The following is a 24466-nucleotide window of genomic DNA, read 5'->3' as shown; positions in this document are numbered from 1 at the left end:
CTCAAAAAGATTATGTTAAATAATCTCTATGGGGTGGATATTATGGAGGAAGCGACGGAAATTTGTAAATTACGTTTATTTTTAAAACTAGTAGCACAGGTAACTCCTAATCAGAGTTTACCTAATTATGGGATTGAACCTTTACCAGATATTGATTTTAATATTCGTGCGGGTAATAGTTTGGTGGGTTTTGCTAATTATGATCAGGTTAAAAAAGCGGTTGAAGGTTCTCAACAATTTATAGAAGTTTATGAAACTTTTAAAATAATGCAAACTTGTAATCAAACTTATAAAAATAAACAAATGATACAAGAAACTTTAAATATTTTAAATGAGGATTTGAATGAGTATTTAGCGCGGGAATATGGGATAAATATTAAGAATAAAAAGGAGTGGGAAAAGTGGAAATTATCTCATCGTCCTTTTCATTGGTTTGTGGAGTTTTATGATATTATTAGTCGTGGGGGTTTTGATGTGATTATTGGTAATCCTCCTTATGTGGAATATAGTAAGGTGAAAAAGGATTATGAAATTAAAGGTTATCAAACAGAAAAATGTAATGATTTATATTCATTCTTAATAGAAAGAAGTATTTATATTTCTCATCAAAAAAGCTGGTTAGGAATGATTATTCCAATATCTTTTGTTAGTACAAACGGATTTGATTTACTGCGTAATTTAGTCAAAACAAATTATGTAAAAACTTGGATAAGCACTTATGCAATGCGTCCATCTAAGCTATTTGAAAATGTAGACAAACATTTATGTATTTGTATTGGACAAAAAAGTATAAGCAATAATTTGGTATATTCTAGTAAATATTATCGGTGGTATCATGAAGAAAGAAATTATCTTTTTCAACTCTTGAAATATGTTATTATTCCAGAACATTTATTTTACTTAACCTCTATTCCAAAATTTGGAACAATTTTAGAGATTAGCGTTTTTGAGAAAGTTATTAAAGAACAAAAAACATTAGGTGAACAAACAAGTGAAAATGGTAAGTATTCTTTATATCATACTAGAAAATTAAGATATTTTTTACAATTCCTTAATCAACCACCAACAATCATAAATTCTCTAGGTAAAACACAAACAACTTCTGAGTTAAAAACAATAAATTTTGATTTAGAAATTAATTGTAATGCTGTTTTATCTGTTTATTTATCCTCGTTATTTTTCTGGTATTTTTTATCTTTATCAGATTGTAGAAATGTTAATAAACGGGAAGTAAACGGATTTTTGTTTAATTTAAACAAAGTCAGTAATAGTATTAAACTTTCATTATCAGAACTTTCTCAACAATTAATGTTAGATCTACAAAAAAGCTCAATCATGAAAGATATTAATTATGTCAAGCAAGGTATATTAAAAGTTCAGTTCTTTTCTCCCAAATTATCCAAACCTATCATAGATGAAATAGATAAGATATTAGCAGAACATTATGGATTTACAGAAGCAGAATTAGACTTTATCATCAACTATGATATAAAATATCGCCTGGGTAAAGAACTAGAAGATGATGATTAAATATCAGCTACCGAAATGCTAAAATCAGTGTAATGGTCTAAATGTCTGTACCAGTTATAGTCCAATTGTATACATTATCACCCATTATCCTTTGCGGGTAACGCTTTTTTTCATAGGTTTTGCTTGTTAATCTCAAGTTAGTTAATCAAAAATTTACTAAAAAAGGAACTCGTAAATGATTATTGTCATGAAGGTTGGTTCCCCCCAGGAAGAAATAAATCGCATTACTACAGAATTATCTAGCTGGGGACTAACTCCAGAAAAAATTATTGGTCAACATAAGGTAGTCATTGCTTTAATTGGGGAAACGGCTGATTTAGACCCCCCCCGTATTCAAGAATTGAGTCAATGGATTGAACAAGTATTACGAGTGGAAGTACCCTATAAACGGGCTAGTCGTCAATTCCGTCATGGAGAAGCTTCTGAGGTGGTGGTAAATACTCCTCAAGGAGATGTGGTGTTTGGTGAACATCATCCTTTGGTGGTTGTGGCTGGACCGTGTTCGGTGGAAAATGAGGAGATGATTGTGGAAACGGCGCTACGGGTAAAGGCTGCGGGGGCTAAGTTTTTGCGAGGTGGAGCCTATAAACCCCGCACGTCACCCTATGCTTTTCAAGGTCATGGTGAAAGCGCTTTGGAATTGTTAGCTACAGCCCGGAAAGTTAGCGGTTTGGGGATTATTACCGAAGTTATGGATACGGAAGATTTGGAGAAAATTGGCCAAGTCGCAGATGTGATTCAGGTGGGGGCGAGAAATATGCAGAACTTCTCCATGCTTAAAAAAGTGGGAGCGCAACCTAAACCCGTGCTGTTAAAACGCGGTATGGCTGCAACCATTGAGGATTGGTTAATGGCGGCTGAGTATATTTTAGCAGCGGGTAATCCTCATGTAATTTTGTGTGAACGGGGAATTAGAACTTTTGACCGTCAATATACCCGCAATACTCTAGATTTATCGGTTGTGCCGGTGTTGCGGAAACTCACCCATTTACCAATTATGATTGATCCTAGTCATGGTGTGGGTTGGTCCGAATTTGTCCCTGCTATGGCCATGGCGGCGATCGCTGCGGGTACGGACGCGCTTATGATTGAAGTTCACCCCAACCCAGCCAAAGCGTTATCCGATGGACCCCAATCCTTAACACCGGACGCTTTTGATCAATTAATGTCAGAATTGGCGGTAATTGGTCAAGCAGTCCGTCGTTGGCCTCAATAACAGTCCTGAGTATGAAATTTATTTTCACTACTACTAGACATGGCGTGAAAAAAATCTAGGGACAATTGATGAATTATCCCTATCATAGTTTCAAGTTAGCCACACCTGATGAGAATCAGGTGTCTACTGTATTGGTAATAGATTCATTCAATTTATTCATCTGTGGTATGAATACATGAAACCTGCTGTGGATTTAGGTCAATTTGGCGTGAGCGGCCAAAATAATTCTTTCTGTTTCTTCCCAATTAATACATTTATCAGTTACGGAAACACCATATTTTAGATCTTCACGATTTCCTGTAATCGTTTGACTACCTTCATACAAATTCGATTCTAGCATCATTCCCACAATGGAACTATTACCATCTAATATTTGCTGAATAATATTTTCAAACACCATAGATTGTAACCTGTAATCTTTATTAGTATTACCATGACTACAATCAACAACTATTCTTGGTGATAATTTGGCAGCTTTTAATTGTTCTTCCACTAATTTAATGTTCTCTGCATCAAAATTAGGCTGAGTTCCACCACGCAAAATTACATGACCATGAGCATTTCCCCTAGTTTGAAATACACTCACTTGTCCCTTTTGATTAATACCCAGAAAATTATGGGGCGTTCTCGCTGATTTGAGTGCATTTACAGCTACTTGAATATTCCCGTCAGTACCGTTTTTAAAACCTACCGGCATAGATAAACCACTAGCCATTTCTCGGTGTGTTTGTGATTCAGTTGTTCTCGCGCCAATTGCAGACCAAGATACCAATTCACTGATATATTGAGGAATAATCGGATCAAGTGCTTCTGTGGCGGTTGGTAATCCTAACTCTGTCAACTTTAACAATAAACTTCTAGCAATTAATATCCCCTTTTCTACATTAAAAGAATCATCCATTTCGGGATCATTAATTAGTCCTTTCCAGCCTACGGTAGTTCTCGGCTTTTCAAAATAAACTCGCATAATTAATAGCAGTTTATCCTCAACTTTTTTCGCTAAATCTAGTAATTTTTCCCCATATTCTATGGCTGCTTTAGGATCATGAATTGAACAAGGACCAACAACAATGAATTTTCGTCTATCTTGGAAATCTAGAATATGTTCTATTTCTTGTCTGAATTTTAAAATTGTATTTTCAGCGGGTTTAGTTAAAGGTAATTTTTCCTTGACTTCATTAGGAGTTAGCAAAACATGAGAACTCTTAATGTTAGTGTTAATTAATTTGTGGATCATAGCAGAAATCTCTTGATTTGTGTTATACGTTAGCAATCCTAAAACTTCTGTGACACTGTTTTTTATTCTCTTTAAGTCTAAATTAGTTAGTTAACAAAAAACAAGTTGCACAAATTCAGGTAGGATTATTATGTGCAAGGGTTGATATATATTAATATACACAGCTTTTTGAAAAAATACAATATAAGTCTGTGTTATTTCCATAACATTAGCCGGGAGAAGATAATTTAATACCTCAACCGAAATCAGAAGTAATAACCGCAGATAAACGCAGATAACCGCAGATGAAGATAGATAAATTTATAAGCTTGATTTATAAGCTTGATGATTCTGTACAGATTATTACCAAATAACATGATTTTCAAAGTAGATGCAGTTCAGTAATTTTACTCAATTTTACCGGTGGTGATTAACATATAACTTAATAACCAATTTGCGGAGGTGGCTCTGCGAGTTTGTCGCGGACCAAATTCACCAATTTTGTAACCTTTAAAACCTAGTTTTTCTTTAAGTAGTTGTTTATTTTCAGGAGGAATAGAACGAGTTAATTTCATAATTGCTGGCCGAGAATCTATAAAATCCGGTGGTTGGGGATATTCGTCTCTCCATGCCGTCTCTACTTGACTATGATCATAAGTTTCTGTTGTGGTATCATAGCGGTAGCCTAAGTAATACCATAGTAATTGGTTCACGGTAGCATCATCAATTGTATCATTAATGATTGCCCAAATTGTTTCTGTATTCAACGGCGGTAGGTTAGACATGATTTTAAGAGAACAGAGAAAATAGATATTATATAGATATTATATAAATAATATATAGCTTATTTCTTATACTTAGAAAGCTTAATGATGTTTTTTGATCAGATACTGCATATTATGTACTCAAAATGTAAATTGCCCATAGCGGATATGACTACAGAATCAGCAAAAATAAAAGTAATTAGTTGGAAAAAAATTGCTACAATATTAGTTTTGTAATTCTAGCAATGGGAAAGTTTGTCGCCACGTTTTTGACTTATGCTGATTATATCACATAGAGTCTCTCAAAGGTGTTTTCAACCCAAAAATAGCGCGGTAACAGTCATGCGTATCAACTTGAGCTTTCCTGAAAAAGCTAATTTATACGCTTACTGAGTCAGCATATAAAGCAAGAAAAATCAATTTTTGTCCCCACTTAACTCCTTGGCTATTAATTAATTCACTACCATGCGTGCAACTGCTACTATTTCTCAAAATCCTTTACTTCAAAGCTCTGGTTTACCTGCATTTGCGGATATTAAACCGGAGCAAGTCGAACCAGCTTTTAATTATTTATTAGCAGAACTTGAAAAGCAGTTAACCATCCTAGAGGCCAATATACAGCCTACTTGGACTGGTTTAATAGAACCTTTAGAAAAATTGACAGAAAGACTAAATTGGAGTTGGGGAATACTCAATCATTTAATGGGTGTTAAAAATAGTCCAGAACTACGTATTGCTTATGAAAAGGTACAGCCACAAGTAGTTCAGTTTATAAATATCCTGGGTCAAAGTAAACCTATTTATAATGCTTTCAAAGCAATTCGTAATAGTCATACCTGGGAAACTTTAGATTCAGCCCAACAGAGAATTATTAAAGCGGCTATTCGAGATGCAGAATTGTCAGGTGTGGGCTTAGAGGGAGAACCCAGAGAGCGTTTTAATGCTATTCAGATGGAATTAGCAGAACTAGCCACTAGATTTGCTAATCATATCCTAGATGCCACTAAAGGCTTTATTTTAGTCCTCACCACTTCAGATGACATTGAAGGCTTACCAAGCAGCTTGTTAAGCCTTGCAGCCCAAGCTGCTCGCACGGCTGGAGAGGAAAATGCTACAGCAGAACATGGTCCTTGGTATATTACTTTAGATTTTCCCAGTTATTTCCCTTTTATGCAGCATAGTACCAGAAGGGATTTGCGGGAAAAAGTTTATAAAGCTTATATTACCCGAGCATCTTCTGGAGAATTAGATAATAATCCCTTAATTACCCGCATTTTAGAGTTAAGAAAGGAATTAGCTCAGTTAATTGGCTTTGAAACTTTTGCTGAACTCAGTTTAGCTAGTAAAATGGCTCAGGATGTTCCCTCTGTAGAAAAACTTTTAGAAGAACTTCGTCAAGCTAGTTATAATGCCGCTGTTAAAGATTTAGATAAACTTAAAGTTTTTGCAAAGAATAAAAAAGCAGCAGAAGCAGAAAATTTGCAACACTGGGATATTAGTTTTTGGGCTGAACGTCAGCGGGAAGAAAAATTTGCTTTTACGGCTGAAGAGTTACGCCCCTATTTTCCCCTCCCTCAAGTCCTAGATGGTTTATTTGGGCTGGTAAAAAGGCTTTTTGGTGTCACGGTAACTCCCGCTGACGGCCAAGCACCAGTATGGCATGAGGATGTCCGTTATTTCCAAATTGCTGATAAATACGGTGAAACCATTGCCTATTTTTACTTAGATGCTTACAGCCGTCCCGCTGAAAAACGTGGTGGTGCTTGGATGGATGCTTGTATTCACCGCAAACAAATCAAAGAGAATGATGTAACTACTATCCGTCTCCCTGTCGCTTATTTGATTTGTAACCAAACGCCTCCTGTGGATGGTAATCCTAGTTTAATGGCTTTTGACGAAGTTGAGACATTATTCCATGAATTTGGACATGGCTTACATCATATGCTGACTAAGGTAAATTACCTGGGAGCAGCAGGTATTAATAATGTAGAATGGGATGCAGTAGAATTACCAAGCCAATTTATGGAAAATTGGTGTTATGACCGCCAGACCTTATTGGGTATGGCCAAACATTATCAAACAGGTGAACCATTACCAGAGCATTATTACCAAAAGTTGTTGGCGGCACGTAATTACATGAGTGGTTCAGCTATGTTGCGACAGATATATTTTAGCAGTGTGGATTTGGAATTACATCACCGCTATTGTCCCAAGGGTCAGGAAACTGTCACAGATGTGCAAAAAAGAATCGCTAAGTTAACAACTGTGTTACCACCATTACCAGAGGATGGGTTTTTGTGTGCTTTCAGTCATATTTTTGGAGGAGGTTATGCAGCGGGTTACTATAGCTACAAGTGGGCTGAGGTTCTGAGTGCTGATGCTTTTGCTGCTTTTGAAGAAGCGGGTTTAGAAGATGAAGCCGCAATTCATGATATTGGTAGACGCTATCGAGATACAATTTTAGCATTAGGTGGTAGTCAGCATCCCATGGATGTCTTTAAAACCTTCCGGGGACGAGAACCCAGTACCAAGGCTTTACTCAAACATAATGGGCTGCTAACTGACCCGTAAATTGGCAATTCAAGGTATAAGAGGACAAAACAATTCAAAATCCCAAAGAAAATCTGTTCCTCTTACCCCTGGCCTGAGTGAATTTATATTACAGCTTCTTCACGTTGACAATCAAAGAAAAGTTCAAAATCAGCATCAAGAATTAACTGGCGTATGTGCTGAATATAACCTTCTGCATCCGATCGACTGCGGAATCTAGCAACAATTACTTTTTCCTGTTCGGTAAGCACGCGGGCTACAGCCCAGCCATTCAGCCTTTTTCGGTAAGCTATGGCTTGATTTTCTGAAGTGGTGTTTTTGTAATCAGTATTTTGTGGCATGATTATTTTATACGTATGAACTTGAGTGAAGGGCGTTACTTTGTCTCTTAACAGAGGATGTACCATCGCTTTTTATTGATGATGCCACCTTGTTATTACATATTTTCAAAATTGTCAATACGTGATGCAACAACTGATATTTTGACAAAATTTACTTTTATTTGCTGCTAAAGAGTAAATACTGATTTACGAAGGCTAATTTAGACATAAACTATACCAATTTTTTCAATTATTCGAGACTAGAGATTGTCAAATATTTACGAATGTTGCTATACTTTTTCAGTGTAATTTGAGATCGTCTGGAAAAATCAAAATGTCAATAACATCAATCATCAAAAAAGTAGCATTGGAAATAGGGGCTATAGTTTTAGTTGAACCAGAATATGAATTAGTCGGACATATTACATTTAAAAATGGCAAAAAATCAGTTTTTAGTCATAGCAAATTAGATATTAATGGTTTTGGGGCAGCTAATTTAGTTAAAGATAAAGCATATAGTAATTTTTTCCTGAAGCAATTTGGATATAAAGTTCCAGAAGGAAAAACTTTTTTTAATGATAATTTATGCGCTAAATTAGCAAATCTCAGAAATATTGATGATGGATTTAACTATGCAGAATCCATGGGATTTCCTGTAATTGTTAAACCTCTCAATCTGAGTCAGGGAATATTAGTGACTAAAGTATATAATCAGGCAGAATATTATGATGTAGCTGATAAAATATTCCAAATTAAATCAGGATTGATTGTAGAAAAATTTTATAGTGGTAATGACTATAGAATTGTTGTTTTAGATAATGAAGTGATTGTTGCTTATCAAAGGATTCCCTTATTTGTTGTCGGTAATGGTATATCTAATGTTTTAGAGTTGCTACAACAAAAGCAGGAAAAATTTATTAGCCTCGGTAGAAAAAACGGTATTAAAGTTGATGATTTCCGCATTGATAAAAAATTAAAAACGCAAAATCTTAATTGGGATAGCGTGATTCCTAATGATCAGATTGTTTATCTTTTAGATAATGCTAATTTATCTAGTGGAGGTGAGGCTGTAGATTTTTCCGAAACTATTCATCCAGACTTTCAAAAATTAGCAATTAATATTACTAAAGATATAGGATTAAGATTAGCAGGAATAGATATACTTACCCATGATATTACTATGCCAATCACAGATTATACGCTAATTGAAGTCAATGGTTCTCCCGGGTTAGATCACTATGCTGCTAGTGGTAAATTAGCAGCGCAAAAAGTAGAAGAATTGTATTTAAAAATTCTCAAAGCATTAGAAAATGACATAGCAGTTCCCAGGTAAACAAAAAAATACTCTGTTTCCTGTTTCCTGCTATTCTATTGGTGGTAATTAAGAGTTACAAATTTTTCCCTAGTAGTGATTCCAATTCCCCAGACAAATAGTTCATATCTGCTACTCTAGCTACGAGTAAACTATCATGTCCGGCATCTTGTAAACGAGATTTCCAATAGTTAATACTCTCAGCATTATTCATCCAAAACTCAATTACCGTATCTACCACTTGATCTAAATTCCAACCCCATTTTACAGGAATTGGTTCTATAGATTCTAGGAACGCATCTAAAGTACAAGTGTGAGTTCCTAGATATTCTATCCCTTGATGTTGTGGTTTTACTAAACTCTGTTGTTGGTGATTAAAAAAATGCCAAACAGGAGATACCCCTATCAAATTGAAACTGTATTTAATCATTCTCGTCCTCCAAAGTTATCAATTGCTGATAAACCTCTGTTTTTGGCAAAAACTATTGCGGAAAAGTCCGCTAACTTCATCTAGAAAAAGTAGAATTTATGCCAATTACATCAGTTTCAAGATTACCTCAGACATTAGCACTTAAGCCCTTTGACTGCTAGGATTTATTTGGTTTTTAGATTGTATTGATAAATAATATATGGCATTAATTCCAGGATGTAAATGATTTTTAGGATTTTTTCACCAAAAATCTATAAATCAGTATTTACCCCCCATTCCTGGCTTGTATCTGTCGTTATTTTATACTAAATTCTGTACTCCCAACTGGTTACACACAGCAAGTTACCTGTTAGTTGTCATAAAACCCCAAGCAGGGGAACTAGACAAGCTGTTAGTAAGAGTATTTCACTCAAGTGCGTACTGCTAAAGCCTGATCTTTTTTGAGAGTAATTCATGAATTTTCTGGTAATTGCTGCGGTTGAGTAACCAAACCCGATAATTTTTGTCGGGTATGTTTGACGATGATTTTGTCTCGTGCTACTATGATTTCAAAGTTGACGGATATCCAGGGAAAGGTAAATTATGACTCAGGCGATTACAAACCTCAACCAAGCAAACACTTCCATACTCAAGGCATTGAAGTGTAAAGAATGTGGCGCAGAATACGAGCTTAAAGCTACTCATGTATGTGAATTGTGTTTTGGTCCGCTAGAAGTCAAATATGATTACAATGTTCTTAAAAGCTTAGTTAGTAGAGAAACTATTGAAGCAGGTCCCAATTCTATTTGGCGTTACCGTCACTTTTTACCCGTTGCTACAGATAATTATATAGATGTCGGTACAGGGATGACTCCCTTGGTGCGTTCTCACCGTCTTGCCCGTCGCCTGGGTCTAAATAAGCTTTATATTAAAAATGATGCCGTGAATATGCCCACCCTGAGTTTTAAGGATCGGGTGGTATCCGTTGCCCTCAGTAGAGCGAGAGAATTAGGTTTTACAACTGTTTCTTGTGCTAGTACAGGTAACTTAGCAAATTCTACCGCAGCGATCGCCGCTCATGCCGGTTTAGATTGTTGTGTATTTATTCCTTCTGACTTAGAAGCTGGTAAAATTATCGGTAGTTTGATTTATAGTCCTACCCTCATGGCAGTCAAAGGCAATTATGATCAAGTTAATCGTCTTTGTTCAGAAGTTGCCAATACCCATGGTTGGGGTTTTGTGAATATTAACCTCCGTCCTTACTATTCTGAAGGTTCTAAAACCTTGGGCTTTGAAGTTGCAGAACAACTAGGTTGGGAATTACCAGATCATATAGTTGCACCCTTGGCTTCTGGTTCTTTGTTTACTAAAATCTATAAAGGTTTCCAAGAATTTGTAGAAGTTGGTTTAGTGGAAGCTAAAGATGTTCGTTTCAGTGGCGCTCAAGCAGAAGGTTGTTCTCCCATTGCGACAGCCTTTAAAGAAGGTAAAGACTTTATTAAACCAGTTAAACCGAATACAATTGCTAAATCAATTGCTATTGGCAACCCTGCCGATGGGGTATATGCTGTAGAAATAGCTCAAAAAACCAACGGTAATATTGAATCAGTTAATGATGCGGAAATTATCGAAGGTATTAAATTATTAGCAGAAACCGAAGGCATCTTTACAGAAACCGCAGGGGGTACAACCATTGCAGTTCTGAAGAAATTAGTAGAAGCTGGCAAAATCAATCCAGATGAAACCACAGTAGTTTATATCACTGGTAATGGTTTGAAAACCCAGGAAGCAATTCAAGGTTATATTGGCGAACCTTTGACAATTGAGGCCAAACTAGACAGTTTTGAGCGGGCTTTAGAAAGATCCCGGACCCTTGACCGTTTAGAATGGCAACAAGTTCTAGTTTAGAAGCTTGAGCGGTGAGAAACCGCAGTTATATAAATAAAGTCCACCTCCGTGGACTCAACAAAAATTCAGGTTTTTACCTGTCGCGGTTTATAACCGCCTATTTAGCTCACTCACTCACAATTAACGTTTAAACAATGGCCGTAAAAGTTTTAGTTCCCACTGTTCTACAAAAGTTTACAAACGATCAAGCTGTCCTAGAATGTAGTGGTAGTAATATTTCTGAATTGTTTGATTACTTAGAAGTAAGCTATCCTGCTATCAAAGGGCGTTTGCGTAAGCCAGAAGGAGATCCTTTACGGTTCTTGAATTTCTATGTCAACAGCGAAGATATTCGCTTTTTAGAAGGTACAGAAACAGCCCTCAATGATGGTGACGAGGTGAGTATTGTTCCTGCTGTTGCGGGTGGTTGAAGCATATATAAATGTTTAAAGTATAAAGTTTTAGTCATATCTCCTTATCTCATTCCCAGTCTCCCACTGGGAATGTGGTCCAGAGGCTCTGCTTCAACAGTAAATTAATAAAATTGCAAAATTCATAGCTCTGGTATGTCAAAATAAAAATAACTGACTACCCCAAAACGAGCAATGGCAGAAGAAACCACACAAACTCCAGCAGAAAGCGAAAAAACCGCCGCCAAAGCTGCCAAAAAGGAAAAACCCCCAGCTTTGGAAGATAAGCCTTTTGAAGAGTTTATGCAGCAACATTATATCCCAGCACTGCAAGAAGCAATTACAAAAGAAGGTGTGCCAGATGTAAAACTGACTTTTGCCAAGCAGAAGTATTCCATAATTGGTTTTACCTCAGCGGAAGAATGTTGGCAAGTTATCGGTTCCTGGCAAGGGGGACAACGCCAGTTTAATGTATATTTCCCCGAAGAGAATATTCAAGGTAAAAAGGGTTTTTCCTGTAATGAAGGTAAAAAACCGAGTACCCTAGAATCATTTTTAATTGACGAGCGGAAAATCACCCTAGATTTGTTAGTATCTCGGTTAGTATATCGTTTGAACGGTCAAAAATGGCTAGGTAGAAATTAGTTAAGTAGGTTGGCGTTAAAAATTGTCGTTATGACAAGGGAACTCTTAACTCTTAACCGGGAAGAGGTTTTGGGCAACTTTACTTTTCGTTACTTATGTCGGTTTTTTTCCGTTCACCTACTTAAACTTCTGCTTTCACATCAGGGGGTTTTCATTTTCTAAAATTCCCATGCCTACGGCGAGCGAAGCTATCGCCAGAACCTTTTGACCATCAATATTTGGGCTTGTTTTTCATATTAATTAATCAAAAATTAGGAAAAAAAGCCTCTATTGACCTGTAGGAAAGGGTTTTGGGGAAATGATTTTCCAATTTACCCCCTCAAGAAAACCCCCTGCTTTAGAAGCAGGGGGTTTTCATTCTCTAAAATTGCGATGCCTACGGTGATCTGAAAACGCCCTGGAGTTACAAGTGGAATTTTAATTTACCTGTTCCTTGTTAAAATCCTGGGAATATTTGTTTTCCTGATATTTCCGTTTTAACCACATTCCTAACCCAAACAGGATAGTGCTGGCTGCTACTGGAAGAGCGTTTATCTCTAAAGGAACAGGTGTCGCCGCCGCTATAGCGAAATCGTTATCATTAGTACTATAGACTAATCTAGAGATGTTGGGAGCGTTATTGGCGTTATTGTGAACACTAATCCAAACGGCTGATCCGTCTGCGTTCCCGTTAGATAATCCTGCTACATCAGAATTACCCAAAAGATTACCAGCGAGATCAAAGGCCTGCACATTCGCTGTAAAATTCCCATATAGATGACTCTGAATCTGCGTTGACGCACCAAAGATAGGTTGATTAAAATCAATGGTAATTGCTCCTCCCCCATTATTATAGAGAAGATGAGCACTATAGAGAGGATTAGTCCATGGACTGAAATTCCCTTCCCATAAAGGTCTTGGGGGCGCCAGGTACGCTGTTGTATTCGCCAACGGCACGGGTACTGGGGATTGTTGGACAATGGTGAAATTCTGATTCGGCTGGGTTTGGCTTATGGTTGCAAAGTTACCGTTGTTCAAAATCTGGAAAGGATTGTTAATGGGCGTTCCATTAAAAGCAAAATTTCCCCAGTCATACCGGTCAACAATACTATGAGGCGTAGGACCCAAAATAATAATAGCTTGAGCTGAACTAGGAAGTAGTACCTCCAAAGACAGTAAAGTAGTTGCGGTGACCGTGACAGCCTTTAATAAAGTCCTAAATGATACATTGGGGGGGGGGGTAGACGTAAACCCTGTTTATGCTTTGTTAAATTTATCATGGTTTTTGTTTGAGGAAATTTGAGGAGATAAAAACTAACACTCACATATTTTAGAGTATACAGAATTCGGTTGTGCTGGGGAGTAGCTGTTAATAAAATTTAACAAAAGGTCTTTATAACTAAACGGATATAATTCACATCTAAACAAACTCATGGCATCGGAAAAAAGCGGATAAAAATACGTAGGTTGGGTTGAAGAATGAAACCCAACATCATTATAATTTTATTACGTTGGGTTGCGCTTCGCTTAACCCAACCTACGAAAATAAAAGATTGAAATTATTATACCTTATATAAATTAAAATTGCTAGTATTTCCACTTATCAAACAGGACGGACAAAAAATAGCCATTGAAATTAAAAGCTTTATAGGTGCTTCTCCAGCTGGTAATTGCGATCGCACTTTCATGCCACTCATCAATAGTAGCATCAATCAAATCCCAAGCCCCATTAGAAGTATCAGTATCTTTATCATAAATCAAATATAATTCTTGTATTAGTATTGTAGTAGTATTGTAGGGTGCGTCAGATATAACAAATCTGTTTATTGAGGTAATTTATGCAGTCTGACGCACCTTATGTATCTTTATCATAAATCAAATATAATTCCTATAATAGTTTCATCTGTGGAGTTAAATCTAATGACCCAAACTACAATCACAAATTTAGAATTAATTCAACCTTTAGCTAATCATCAGACTTTGACAGATGAGCAATTTATGTTATTAAGGGAAGACGACAATCTTTATGAATATGTAGACGGAGAGCTAATTATTGTGGCAAATTCAGGAGTAGAACATGGTTATTTAGCTCTCACACTGGGATATTTTCTAACAGGTTTTGTGCGTGATTATAAACTCGGAATCACTTGTGATTCTAGCACAGCTTTTAAAATGAAAACTGGTAACAAAAGATCCCCTGATCTTGCTTTTATTTCTAAAGAAAGGTTACAAGGTTTAAAAAGATTACCCAAGGGTTTTTTTGATGGCGCTCCTGATTTAGCTGTAGAAATTATTTCTCCTAATAATACTTTTGAAGAAATTCATAATAAATTAGTAGAGTATTTTGAAAATGGAACTCGTTTAGCATGGGTTATATTACCAGATGAGGAATGTATATTAGTTTATCGCAAACCCAAGCCATCTCAGCTTTTGCAATTGGAAGATAGTCTTAATGGAGAAGATGTGATTCCTAATTTTAATCTGCCTTTGATAGAGTTATTTCAAGAATTATCTTTTTAAATATAAATTCTCAACTATGCAACATTTAGATAGTTGAGATTGTGCCAGTAAAATTAAAGAATTAACGAAAATTTCGAGTTTACAAATTGGGTTTTTTACGTTAGCATTAAATGAGGCAATAAATAAATTCATTGTCAGGTTACAGATGCTATAATTGCATTATTCTGTGAAGAATTAGGAATTAAACCGCCGTTTTAATGGAGGATTTTATGCAAGTTAAAATTGAGTTACCTGATGAATTGGGAAAACAACTTTTGGAAATGCCTGATATGCAGCTATTAGTACAGAAAGCTGTGGAAAAAATGTTATTAGAAGAGCAACAAAAACAATCATCTCAATTATTAGTTGATATAGTTAATGATTTGCCTGAATTTCCAACTTTCAAAAATCAAGATCCGTTAAATTTACAAAGAGCATTACGCAATGAATGGGATTAAGTATTTGTTAGATACAAATATCGTGATTGGTTTGCTTCAACGGGATTTAATAATTTTGGATATTTTAAACGATAGGCAAATTCAAATTGGTGAATGTGCTTATAGTGCAATAACTCGCATGGAGTTATTGAGTTTTCCATCTATAACACCCACAGAAAAAGAAGCTATTGTATTTTTATTAAGTCGTATGACATATTTAACAATTACACCAGCAATTGAAAATGAGACTATCAATTTTAGATATACTCACAAAACGAAACTGCCTGATTCTATTATTGCTGCAACTACCAAGTATCATGGACTTGAGTTAGTAACCTTAGATAAGAAGTTAGCAAATAAGCTTAAATTAGATAACTGACAGCATTACATGATATTCATCTTAATAAACATTAATCTTTTTAGCACATCCTCCTAATCACCCAAGTTAACTTACAATTAAAAATAAAACATGACTAACTTACCAAAAGGATTAATCGTTTCCTGTCAAGCACCCATAAACTCCCCATTACATGATCCTTATGTAATTTCTGCAATGGCACAAGCAGCAGTGAATAATGGGGCTGTAGGAGTGAGAATTGATACACCTATTCATATCGAAGCGGTGCGGAAAAAAGTCAAAGTTCCCATTATCGGACTTTGGAAACAAGTAATAACTGGTTCTGATGTATATATTACACCACAATTTCATCACGCTGTGGCCGTAGCGGCTGCTGGTGCTGATATTATAGCTATAGATGCTACTACTAGATATCGTCCCGGTGATGAAAAGTTAACAAATATTATTAATTTGATTCATGATCAATTAAATAAGCCGGTTATGGCAGATGTAGATACATATCAAGCAGCACAATTAGCTGTTAATGCAGGTGCGGATATTGTGGGAACTACTCTTTTTGGCTACACTGGGGAAACTCAAGACTTTTCTCCCCCTGGTTGGGAATTACTGAGTAAAATAGTAGAAAATCTTGACACTTTTGTGATTTGTGAGGGTGGTATATCTTCACCACAAATGGCCAAAAAAGCCTTAGATTTAGGCGCTAATGCTGTTGTTGTGGGTGGAGCAATTACTGGCATTGATTTGTTAGTTAAAGCTTATAATTTGGCATTGGAAAATTAAAATCTTCTCATTTTTCTGTGGCAAAATAGTCATAATATAACATATTAAGTAGGTTGGCGTTAAAAATTGTCGTTATGACAAGGGAACAGGGAACAGGGAACAGGGAACAGGGAACAGGTTTTAGGCAACTTTACTTTTCGTTACTTATGTTGGTTTTTTTCCGTTCACTTACTTATTCAACTAGGCTCATAAAATGCTAGGAAACACCCTTGTGGGCAGATACCAAATTACCAATTACCTGGGAGGTGGCGGATTTGGCGAAACTTATGTTGCTAATGATACTCATTTACCCGGTTTACCGCATTGTGTAGTTAAGAAACTTAAACCTCAGTCTAGTGATATTGCTACTTTGGAAATAGCCAGAAGGTTGTTTGACACAGAAGCCCAAGTTTTATATAAATTAGGGACTCATGACCGCATTCCCCAACTTTTAGCTTACTTTGAAGAAAATGCCGAATTTTATCTGGTGCAGGAACTTATTGTAGGTAATAACCTTAGTCAAGAATTAAGACCAGGTACAATTTTTACTGAGAATCAGGTAATTTCCCTAGTACAAGAAATTTTAGAAATTTTGGATTTTGTACATCAACAAAAAGTAATTCATCGTGATGTTAACCCTCGGAATATTCTGAGACGACAACAAGATGGTAAACTAATTTTAATTGATTTTGGTGCAGTTAAACAAATTACGACTAAATTAGTAAATTCCCCGAATATTACTCAATCTACTGTCGCTATTGGCACACCTGGTTATACTCCTGGAGAACAGGCACAAGGGACACCCAAATTTAGTAGTGATATCTATGCTTTGGGAATTATTGCTATTCAAGCCTTAACAGGATTATCCCCTGAACAATTAGAAAAAGATCCCGAAACTAATGAAATTATTTGGCAAAATTCCGCCACGGTATCCCCAGAATTTGCTCAATTTTTAAATCAAATGGTATGTTATGATTTTCGACAACGTTATGCCTCAGCGACAATAGCATTACAAGCTTTACAAAATTTGCATAAAAATACATCGGAAACAATAGTTTTTTCTCCCGCAACTTTACCAAATCAAGTTAAAAATTCCCCAGTTAAAAAAGGCATATTCTGGAAATTACCCTTGGGGATATTTGTGTTAGTTATTGGTGCTGTAGGTGGAATATTTATAATTAATCGCCTGAATAATAAAAATGCTATAGAATTATATCATCAGGCGAATACTCTGCTGCAATTACAACGCTATCAAGAGGCTTTAACAATTTATGAAAAAGCCGGAGATATTAAACCTGATTATCCTCAAGCTTGGTATGGTCAAGGTCAAGCATTATTTCAATTAAAGAAATATGAACAAGCTTTAATGGTCTATGATAAAGCTATTCAACTTCAACCTGATTATTTAGAAGCTTGGAATAATCGCGGGTTGGTTTTAGTAAATCTCAAACGTTATGCGGAAGCACTTGCCACTTTTGATAAAGCTTTAGAACTCAAAAATGATGCTCCTCAAGTTTGGCAAGCTAAAGGGGATGTTTTTATAAAAATTAATAACTATAATAATGCAGTTAAGGCTTATGAACAAGCAATTAATTTACAACCTGATAATTCTGAATTATGGTACAAAAAAGGATTGGCATTACAAAATCTTAAACAGTATGAGGAAGCAATTACAGCTTACAAAAAAACCATAGAATTAAAGCCAGATCATGAATTAGCTTTGTATAATTTAGGTAATTGTTCGGTGAATTTAAATCGTTATGAATTTGCTCTGCAAGCTTATGATCAGGTGCTACAATACAATCAGGGTAACTTTCCCGCTTTGTTATCAAGAAGTAATATATTGATGACATTACGTAGATATCCAGAGGCTATTGATTCTTTTAACCAAGTGATTAAATCCAATCCTCGACGGTATCAAGCATGGTATAATCGGGGTTGGGCATTACATCAAGTTAAACGTTATCCAGAAGCCATAGAATCTTATAAAAAAGCTATTTCCTTAAAGGGAAATGATTATTTACTGTGGTATAATCTAGGAAATACACAATATAGTTTGCAAAAATATCCAGAAGCGATCGCATCCTATAATAAAGCTATCCGTTATAAACCCAATCATTATGAAAGTTGGTATAGTCGCGGCAATGCGCTATTAAATATGCAACAATACAAAGAGGCGATCGCATCCTACGATAAAGCTATAGAATATAAACCAGATTACCAACAAGCTATAGAAGCCCGCACAAAAGCCCAGAATACCCCAACCCAAAATCTATGATCAGATTGTGAACCCTTCTTTCTTCTGACCAAAATCCAGTAAAATATAAAATGCCAGTTATCCAATTAATTGAGAAAGATATCACATCCCTGCCAGCAGCCAAAATTATGGACGTATTAGAACTAAAACGCGAAATCGAAACATTGTCTAGCCGCCTGGGTAAAACCCAGGACTATCTTTGACGTACCCGCACTCCAAGCCAAAATTCACGACTTAGAACAAATTTCCGCCCAAACAGAATTTTGGGAAGACCAAACCCAAGCCCAAAACACCCTACAAGAACTCAATGATCTAAAATCCCATTTAGAGCAATATTACCAGTGGCATTCCCATTTAGACGATACTAGGGTAGTTGTTGAACTATTGGAACTAGAAACGGACACAGCGCTATTACAAGAAGCGGAGTCTACCATTAACAAACTCAATCATGATTTAGATCAATGGGAATTACAACAACTACTTTCTGGACCCTACGATGATAAAGGTGCAGTCCTGACAATTAACGCTGGTGCAGGTGGTACAGACGCGCAAGACTGGGCATTTATGTTAATGCGGATGTATACCCGTTGGGGAGAAGATCATGGTTATAAAGTTACTTTAGCAGAAGAATCCGAAGGTGACGAAGCGGGTATTAAATCCGCCACCCTAGAAATAACCGGACGCTACGCCTATGGTTATTTGCGTTCTGAAATGGGTACTCATCGCTTAGTACGAATTTCTCCCTTTAATGCTAACGGTAAACGACAAACCAGTTTTGCGGGAGTGGAAGTGATGCCACAAATAGATAATACCGTCAAATTAGACATTCCCGAAAAAGATTTAGAAATTACCACCACCCGTTCTGGTGGTAAAGGTGGACAAAACGTCAACAAAGTAGAAACCGCAGTCCGCATAGTTCACATTCCCACAGGGATAGCAGTCCGTTGTACGGAAGAACGGTCACAACTGCAAAATAAAGAAAAAGCCCTAGCCCGTCTTAAAGCTAAACTACTAATTATAGCCAAAGAACAACGCGCCCAAGAAATAGCGGAAATTCGCGGTGACATGGTGGAAGCGTCCTGGGGTAATCAAATCCGTAACTATGTATTTCATCCTTATCAGATGGTTAAAGACCTGCGTACAAACGTAGAAACAACAGCCATTACCGACATCATGAATGGTGAGATTGATATGTTTATTCAAGCCTATTTAAGACAAGAAAATCAGATAGTAGAAGGTTAGGGAAAGCAGGGGACGCTTAGTTATACTATCAGAATCAGGATAGCCAGCGATTAAAAATAGCAATCCTCTGTTTGGTAACGAACCACAGAGGACACAGAGGTAGAGAGAAAAAAAGAGGTATTTACGTCTTGTTGAGGATTGCTATATATGAGGATTGTCTAATTTAGCTGTGTAATAGCTTAATCTAGGTTAATAGTCTGCACTCCTGACTCCTAATTTCCCTGTAACCTGTTAAAGTAATAAAGGAAATTATTGGCAATTATTTGGAAATTTTTGGAGAAGTTAACTATGGACAAGTCCCCTAATACAGAACCCCAACCCAGCTATGTTAAACTAGCTATGCGGAACATGGTCAGAAAAGGCGGTACTTCCTTGAAACACTTTGCGTTAACTGCTGTAGGACTATTATCTGTCCTCGTTGGTTTAGCGTATTTGACCCGCTAAGGGGGAAAAATTGTGCCTTTACCAGTGGAATTATATTTAGAAAATTGTGTTGACGACTTTTCCCTAATTCCTCCCGAAACTTGGGAAAATTGGTTTCAGGAGTGGTTAGAAATTCTTAATGATTATCTACCAACTGCACCTAGTTATGAGGTTAGTTTGCGGTTGACAACTGATACGGAAATTCAAACCCTCAATTCCCAATACCGTGAACAGGATAAACCTACAGATGTTTTAGCTTTTGCATCTCTAGAAGCAAATTTACCACAAAGCGAAGAAATGCTGATATCTATGCCCTTGTATTTAGGTGATATTATTGTTTCTGTAGATACAGCACAGCGACAAGCACAACAGCAGGAACATAGCTTATCTACAGAATTAGCTTGGTTAACGGCTCATGGTTTATTGCATCTGTTAGGATGGGATCATCCTGATGAAGAAAGTTTGATGGAAATGCTACAGCAACAAGTTATATTACTTAAAAAGATAGGTATGATTATTAACTTAGAGGCATAGTATATGTATATTTAAAATGGGGAATCTTAGTGATTACTTCATAGTGTAGCTATTTAAAATAGCGTACAATTGCCTCAAAGTTGATCTGGCTATGAAAATCGGTAGATTCTTACTCTGTCATATATCATATTTTTTTATCTATGTCCTCAAAACTTTCCTCATCACCAACAAGTAACAGCTTACCACCGCTTGTGTCTAAAGACAGGGAACTTTCCTGGCAAATTGCCTCTAATTTATTTGTTAGTTTTAAGTATGCTTGGGCTGGAATTACCTATGGTTTTCAGACTCAACGTAATTTTCGCATTCATTTAGCCGTCTGCGCCTTGGCTATTAGTTTGAGTGTATTCTTACGTTTAGAAACAGTGGAAATAGCTATAATTGCTGTTACCAGTGGTTTAGTTTTGACTTTAGAGTTAATGAATACCGCGCTGGAGTCTATTGTAGATTTAACGGTAAAACAATCCTACCATGAATTGGCAAAAATTGCTAAAGACTGTGCGGCTGGGGCTGTACTTATTTCCGCTTTAGTAGCAGTGTTGGTCGCAAGTACACTATTATTGCCTCCTTTAGCAACTTTAATCCTATCCAATTTATAGATAGTGGATTGTGAAAAATAGAGACGTTTCCTAGAAACGTCTTGAATATTTTAAGATGAAATTAGGCAAAAATTGTGATATTAGTCATTGATAATTACGACAGTTTTACGTATAATTTAGTCCAGTATTTGGGAGAGTTAGCCACCGATTTTCCTGTAGCTAATGATATCCAAATCGTACGAAATGATAAGATGACTGTAGATGAAATTAGAACCTTAAACCCAGACGCAATAGTCATTTCCCCTGGTCCTGGTCGTCCAGAAGATGCGGGAATTTCCTTAGATGCGATCGCTCAATTTGGCGAAAAATTACCGATTTTAGGGGTGTGTTTAGGACATCAAAGTATTGGTCAGGTCTTCGGTGGTAAAATAGTTTCTGCACCAGAATTAATGCACGGAAAAACCTCCCAGGTATCACACAAGGGGATAGGAATTTTTCAAGGTTTAGAAAATCCCTTGACCGCCACCAGGTATCATAGTTTAGTAATTGAGCGGGAAACTTGTCCAGAAGTATTGGAAATTACTGCTTGGGTAGAAGATGGTACAATTATGGGTGTCAGACACCGGAACTATCCTCACATTCAAGGAGTCCAATTTCATCCAGAAAGTGTTTTAACTTCTTTGGGTAAGGAATTACTCAGAAATTTTCTGCGAACTTTGTAAAGCGAAAAACAGATGAAAAGACGAGAGTTGATAGGCTATACTGGGGCAGGTCTAATAACGGCTGTAATTACTAATTTAGGTTTGCCTGTTTCAGTAAATGCCCAGTCTAGTAATGTATCAATTCAGTGGTTGGGTCATACTTGCTTTTTATTCACCACTGGAAATGTCAAAATTCTCATTAATCCCTTTCGCACCTTGGGCTGTACAGCTAAGTATCGTCCCCCAACAGTTGCGGCAGATTTGGTATTAATTAGTAGTCAATTATTAGATGAAGGTTATGTAGAAGAACTACCGGGAAATCCCAAATTAGTTTATCAACCGGGGGTTTACGAATTTAGGGGTGTTAATTTTCAGGGAATTACCACAGACCATGATCGTTACAATGGAAAACGATTCGGGAAAAATCTGGTTTGGAAATTCACCATAGCAGGACTTAATTTACTGCATTTAGGGGGTTGTGCTGCTCCCCTGACCCTAGAACAAAAAATCCTCATGGGTCGTCCTGATGTATTATTTATTCCTGTAGGTGGTAGTGCTAAAGCTTACAATGCTCAAGAAGCAAAAGCAGCCATTACCGTCTTAAATCCTAAGTTAGTTATTCCCACCCATTACCGCACTCAAGCTGCTGATATAAACCAGTGTGACATTACCCCAGTAGATGATTTTTTGACTTTAATGCAAGGTGTTAATATCCGCCGAGGTAATAGTGACTCTATAGTAATTAATTCCCAGAATTTACCGGAAAAGACGGAAATTCAGGTTTTGAGTTATAAATTTTGATATCTCGAATTGAGATACCCCCTGGAAGAAGTCAAGAATCTAATAGCAGATTTCAACTTCATGAGGTACAAAAACACCCCACCCTCCCCAAGCACATTGGTAGGGTGCTTTACTACTGCGTAAATCCTGCAAATAAACGGATTGTTGATATCTGACGCACCCTACAACAGATTTTTGGTGTGACACTTGCGTAAGTCCTAAGATAAAAAAATACCCCACCCTCCCCAAGTGAGGAGAGGGTCAGGGGTGTAGATCATAAACCCAAAATAGGCTGTAATAGCTTATTTTACCTATATTGTCAAGTTGACCTTAACAATAACATCATTAAAGTCCTTGTCACCACCACCGGCTAGGTCTTCAAAACCAAAGGTATTATCACCTAAAAGCCGCACATGATCAACACCATCTGAGTTAGCAGCGCCGAAGGTGAAGTAAATATTCTTATAATTATCGGGTGTACCACCATCAGTGATAATAAATGGCACAAAGATAGAACCACCTTGAAGGGTCTTATTGTTAAAATTCGCAGTTCCGTTGTTATTCACAGCCAAAGCAAGGTCAGAAACACGCCCGCTAACAGCGGCTTGAGCATAACCAGCTTGTCCTGGGAGGATATCAGCCCTACCATCTCCATTGGTATCAATACCTCCATTCTCATCAGTGACTTTATAAAAACCAACGAAGTTGTTATAAGCGGCCTCTCGGTTGACAACAAAGTCAGCTTTTACCGCACCAGTGATACCCCGCAAATCTAGTGATTCTCCTTGGCGTTTGTTTTGCAGACTTGTACCCCTAGTTATAAATGTATCAGTTGGGTTAATTGTTATCTGCAAATCTTCAAACCCGGTTGTATTATCAGAACCATCTTCCCAAGCCAGGGAGAAGCCATTTCCTGAAGGAGTAGGAGTAGACCTAAGAGTAGAAGCATTACCAAAGAAGACATTCTCGGATCTGTAGGAATCCGTTGAACCATCCTTAATCAAGTAGAATCTCAGATTAGCCAAATTATTATTAGAATCTAATTCTAACAACCTGCTGAGACTAGATTGATTAAATCCAACGGGAGGATTAGCAAGGAGAGAGAAAATTACCTGACCACGTTGTAACGCTTTATCGGTATAACCTGCAGCACCCGGTGCAATACTATCTATTGTACCACTGGCATCATCAACAATAAATACTCCTAGCTCACTGTTGAGTTTAGAATTGTATCCTGTTAATTTAACTTCCAGTCTTTCCTTGCCATTATTGTCACCTTTTAGAACGAAAACACTACCATTATTAGTGCTATTCAATATGGGCGCTTCGTTAACGTTACTGACACCAATGGTTAATTGTTTCTCAAAGGATAACCCATCTTGGTCTGTTGTCCTCAGTCGAACGCTGTAACTGTTTTTAGTTTCAAAGTCAAATACAGAGTTGGTTTTGAGTTGATTATTGGTAATAGTGAATAAACTATTATCCGTTGCACCATCCCCTGTAACTAAACTATAAGTAAAGGTATTTCCTGTATCTGGGTCTGTGCTACTGAGATTACCAACCACTGTACCAATAACTTGATTTTCCGTAACTGTGCTATTAGAGAGTGTTAAGTCGGTAGGAGTTTCGTTAACGTTACTGACACCAATGGTTAATTGTTTCTCAAAGGATAACCCATCTTGGTCTGTTGTCCTCAGTCGAA

Annotated in this window: 25 protein-coding genes; 18 read left to right on the top strand and 7 right to left on the bottom strand. The window is 36.8% G+C overall.

Features of this window, described 5'->3' with window-relative positions:
• A partial coding sequence (locus H6G25_RS20095) for an Eco57I restriction-modification methylase domain-containing protein (RefSeq protein ID WP_206754785.1) occupies positions 1-1530 on the top strand: 1530 nt, incomplete at its 5' end.
• 175 nt (positions 1531-1705) lie between these two features.
• Positions 1706-2746: a 3-deoxy-7-phosphoheptulonate synthase gene (aroF, locus tag H6G25_RS20090; RefSeq protein WP_190394010.1), complete on the top strand. Its 1041-nt coding sequence runs from the start codon at positions 1706-1708 to the stop codon at positions 2744-2746.
• A 193-nt stretch (positions 2747-2939) separates the two neighbouring features.
• Here the strand turns inward: aroF and H6G25_RS20085 are convergent, their stop codons facing one another.
• Together H6G25_RS20085 and H6G25_RS20080 are read right to left on the bottom strand one after the other, a co-directional pair.
• Positions 2940-3983 (bottom strand): 3-deoxy-7-phosphoheptulonate synthase, encoded by a 1044-nt coding sequence (locus H6G25_RS20085; protein WP_190394009.1) that lies wholly within the window; start codon positions 3981-3983, stop codon positions 2940-2942.
• A 386-nt stretch (positions 3984-4369) separates the two neighbouring features.
• A complete protein-coding gene (locus H6G25_RS20080) occupies positions 4370-4747 on the bottom strand; it encodes a DUF1823 family protein (RefSeq protein WP_190394008.1) in 378 nt (125 codons plus the stop codon).
• Positions 4748-5191: 444 nt separating this feature from the next.
• Here H6G25_RS20080 and H6G25_RS20075 point away from each other — a divergent pair, with 444 nt between their 5' ends.
• A complete protein-coding gene (locus H6G25_RS20075; RefSeq protein WP_190394007.1) occupies positions 5192-7297 on the top strand; it encodes a M3 family metallopeptidase in 2106 nt (701 codons plus the stop codon).
• A gap of 83 nt (positions 7298-7380) precedes the next feature.
• Here the strand turns inward: H6G25_RS20075 and H6G25_RS20070 are convergent, their stop codons facing one another.
• The gene (locus tag H6G25_RS20070) at positions 7381-7617 is read right to left on the bottom strand and encodes a hypothetical protein (RefSeq protein ID WP_190394006.1); all 237 of its coding nucleotides are present in this window, start codon (positions 7615-7617) and stop codon (positions 7381-7383) included.
• 313 nt (positions 7618-7930) lie between these two features.
• On the opposite strand from H6G25_RS20070, the gene H6G25_RS20065 reads away from it, so the two are divergent.
• The gene (locus H6G25_RS20065) at positions 7931-8929 is read left to right on the top strand and encodes a cyanophycin synthetase (RefSeq protein WP_190394005.1); all 999 of its coding nucleotides are present in this window, start codon (positions 7931-7933) and stop codon (positions 8927-8929) included.
• Between the two features lie 55 nt (positions 8930-8984).
• On the opposite strand, the gene H6G25_RS20060 is transcribed toward H6G25_RS20065, so the two are convergent.
• Positions 8985-9335, bottom strand: coding sequence for a hypothetical protein (locus H6G25_RS20060; protein WP_190394013.1), 351 nt, complete (start codon positions 9333-9335; stop codon positions 8985-8987).
• Positions 9336-9920: 585 nt separating this feature from the next.
• Between H6G25_RS20060 and thrC the strand changes: the two genes are divergently transcribed.
• From thrC to H6G25_RS20045, 3 genes are all read left to right on the top strand, one after another.
• Positions 9921-11225, top strand: coding sequence for a threonine synthase (thrC, locus tag H6G25_RS20055; RefSeq protein WP_190394004.1), 1305 nt, complete (start codon positions 9921-9923; stop codon positions 11223-11225).
• A gap of 134 nt (positions 11226-11359) precedes the next feature.
• Positions 11360-11635 (top strand): MoaD/ThiS family protein, encoded by a 276-nt coding sequence (locus tag H6G25_RS20050; protein ID WP_190394003.1) that lies wholly within the window; start codon positions 11360-11362, stop codon positions 11633-11635.
• A gap of 174 nt (positions 11636-11809) precedes the next feature.
• A complete protein-coding gene (locus tag H6G25_RS20045) occupies positions 11810-12259 on the top strand; it encodes a DUF2996 domain-containing protein (protein ID WP_190394002.1) in 450 nt (149 codons plus the stop codon).
• Positions 12260-12676: 417 nt separating this feature from the next.
• On the opposite strand, the gene H6G25_RS20040 is transcribed toward H6G25_RS20045, so the two are convergent.
• Together H6G25_RS20040 and H6G25_RS20035 are read right to left on the bottom strand one after the other, a co-directional pair.
• Positions 12677-13408: a hypothetical protein gene (locus H6G25_RS20040; protein WP_190394001.1), complete on the bottom strand. Its 732-nt coding sequence runs from the start codon at positions 13406-13408 to the stop codon at positions 12677-12679.
• Positions 13409-13825: 417 nt separating this feature from the next.
• Positions 13826-13999 (bottom strand): hypothetical protein, encoded by a 174-nt coding sequence (locus tag H6G25_RS20035; RefSeq protein ID WP_190394000.1) that lies wholly within the window; start codon positions 13997-13999, stop codon positions 13826-13828.
• Between the two features lie 159 nt (positions 14000-14158).
• Here H6G25_RS20035 and H6G25_RS20030 point away from each other — a divergent pair, with 159 nt between their 5' ends.
• The 11 genes from H6G25_RS20030 to H6G25_RS19980 all read left to right on the top strand — a co-directional run bounded on the left by H6G25_RS20030 (position 14159) and on the right by H6G25_RS19980 (position 22785).
• The gene (locus tag H6G25_RS20030; protein ID WP_174782709.1) at positions 14159-14758 is read left to right on the top strand and encodes a Uma2 family endonuclease; all 600 of its coding nucleotides are present in this window, start codon (positions 14159-14161) and stop codon (positions 14756-14758) included.
• A 209-nt stretch (positions 14759-14967) separates the two neighbouring features.
• Positions 14968-15195: a hypothetical protein gene (locus tag H6G25_RS20025; protein WP_137909086.1), complete on the top strand. Its 228-nt coding sequence runs from the start codon at positions 14968-14970 to the stop codon at positions 15193-15195.
• Entirely contained in the window at positions 15182-15553 is a 372-nt protein-coding gene (locus tag H6G25_RS20020; protein WP_168358840.1) for a type II toxin-antitoxin system VapC family toxin, read from the top strand. Before H6G25_RS20025 ends, H6G25_RS20020 begins: the two co-directional genes overlap by 14 nt.
• A 90-nt stretch (positions 15554-15643) precedes the next feature.
• A complete protein-coding gene (locus H6G25_RS20015) occupies positions 15644-16312 on the top strand; it encodes an N-acetylmannosamine-6-phosphate 2-epimerase (RefSeq protein ID WP_190393999.1) in 669 nt (222 codons plus the stop codon).
• Between the two features lie 193 nt (positions 16313-16505).
• Complete coding sequence (locus H6G25_RS20010; protein ID WP_190393998.1) at positions 16506-18569, top strand: serine/threonine-protein kinase; 2064 nt, start codon at positions 16506-16508, stop codon at positions 18567-18569.
• Between the two features lie 107 nt (positions 18570-18676).
• Positions 18677-19790, top strand: a protein-coding gene (prfB, locus tag H6G25_RS20005) for a peptide chain release factor 2 (RefSeq protein WP_190394012.1) whose coding sequence is annotated in 2 segments (ribosomal slippage) — positions 18677-18748 and positions 18750-19790 — 1113 coding nt in all. Because the reading frame shifts where the segments join, the coding sequence is not laid out codon by codon here.
• A 288-nt stretch (positions 19791-20078) separates the two neighbouring features.
• Positions 20079-20234: a DUF3285 domain-containing protein gene (locus H6G25_RS20000; RefSeq protein WP_071604953.1), complete on the top strand. Its 156-nt coding sequence runs from the start codon at positions 20079-20081 to the stop codon at positions 20232-20234.
• A 12-nt stretch (positions 20235-20246) separates the two neighbouring features.
• Positions 20247-20747 carry an rRNA maturation RNase YbeY gene (ybeY, locus tag H6G25_RS19995; RefSeq protein ID WP_190393997.1) on the top strand — a complete coding sequence of 167 codons (501 nt, stop codon included), beginning with the start codon at positions 20247-20249 and terminating at the stop codon, positions 20745-20747.
• Between the two features lie 140 nt (positions 20748-20887).
• On the top strand, positions 20888-21343 hold the full coding sequence (locus H6G25_RS19990) for a diacylglycerol kinase family protein (RefSeq protein WP_190393996.1): 456 nt from the start codon (positions 20888-20890) through the stop codon (positions 21341-21343).
• A 74-nt stretch (positions 21344-21417) separates the two neighbouring features.
• On the top strand, positions 21418-22005 hold the full coding sequence (locus tag H6G25_RS19985; RefSeq protein WP_190393995.1) for a gamma-glutamyl-gamma-aminobutyrate hydrolase family protein: 588 nt from the start codon (positions 21418-21420) through the stop codon (positions 22003-22005).
• Positions 22006-22017: 12 nt separating this feature from the next.
• Positions 22018-22785: an MBL fold metallo-hydrolase gene (locus H6G25_RS19980; protein ID WP_190393994.1), complete on the top strand. Its 768-nt coding sequence runs from the start codon at positions 22018-22020 to the stop codon at positions 22783-22785.
• 290 nt (positions 22786-23075) lie between these two features.
• Here the strand turns inward: H6G25_RS19980 and H6G25_RS19975 are convergent.
• The coding region (locus tag H6G25_RS19975) for a DUF4114 domain-containing protein (RefSeq protein WP_190393993.1) at positions 23076-24466 on the bottom strand (1391 nt) is incomplete at its 5' end.

Origin of the sequence: Dolichospermum sp. FACHB-1091 (assembly GCF_014697585.1) — a bacterium.
In the GTDB taxonomy this organism is placed as follows: domain Bacteria; phylum Cyanobacteriota; class Cyanobacteriia; order Cyanobacteriales; family Nostocaceae; genus Dolichospermum.
Note: the sequence above shows the minus strand (reverse complement) of the source record. Positions and strands in the feature narration are given on the sequence as shown.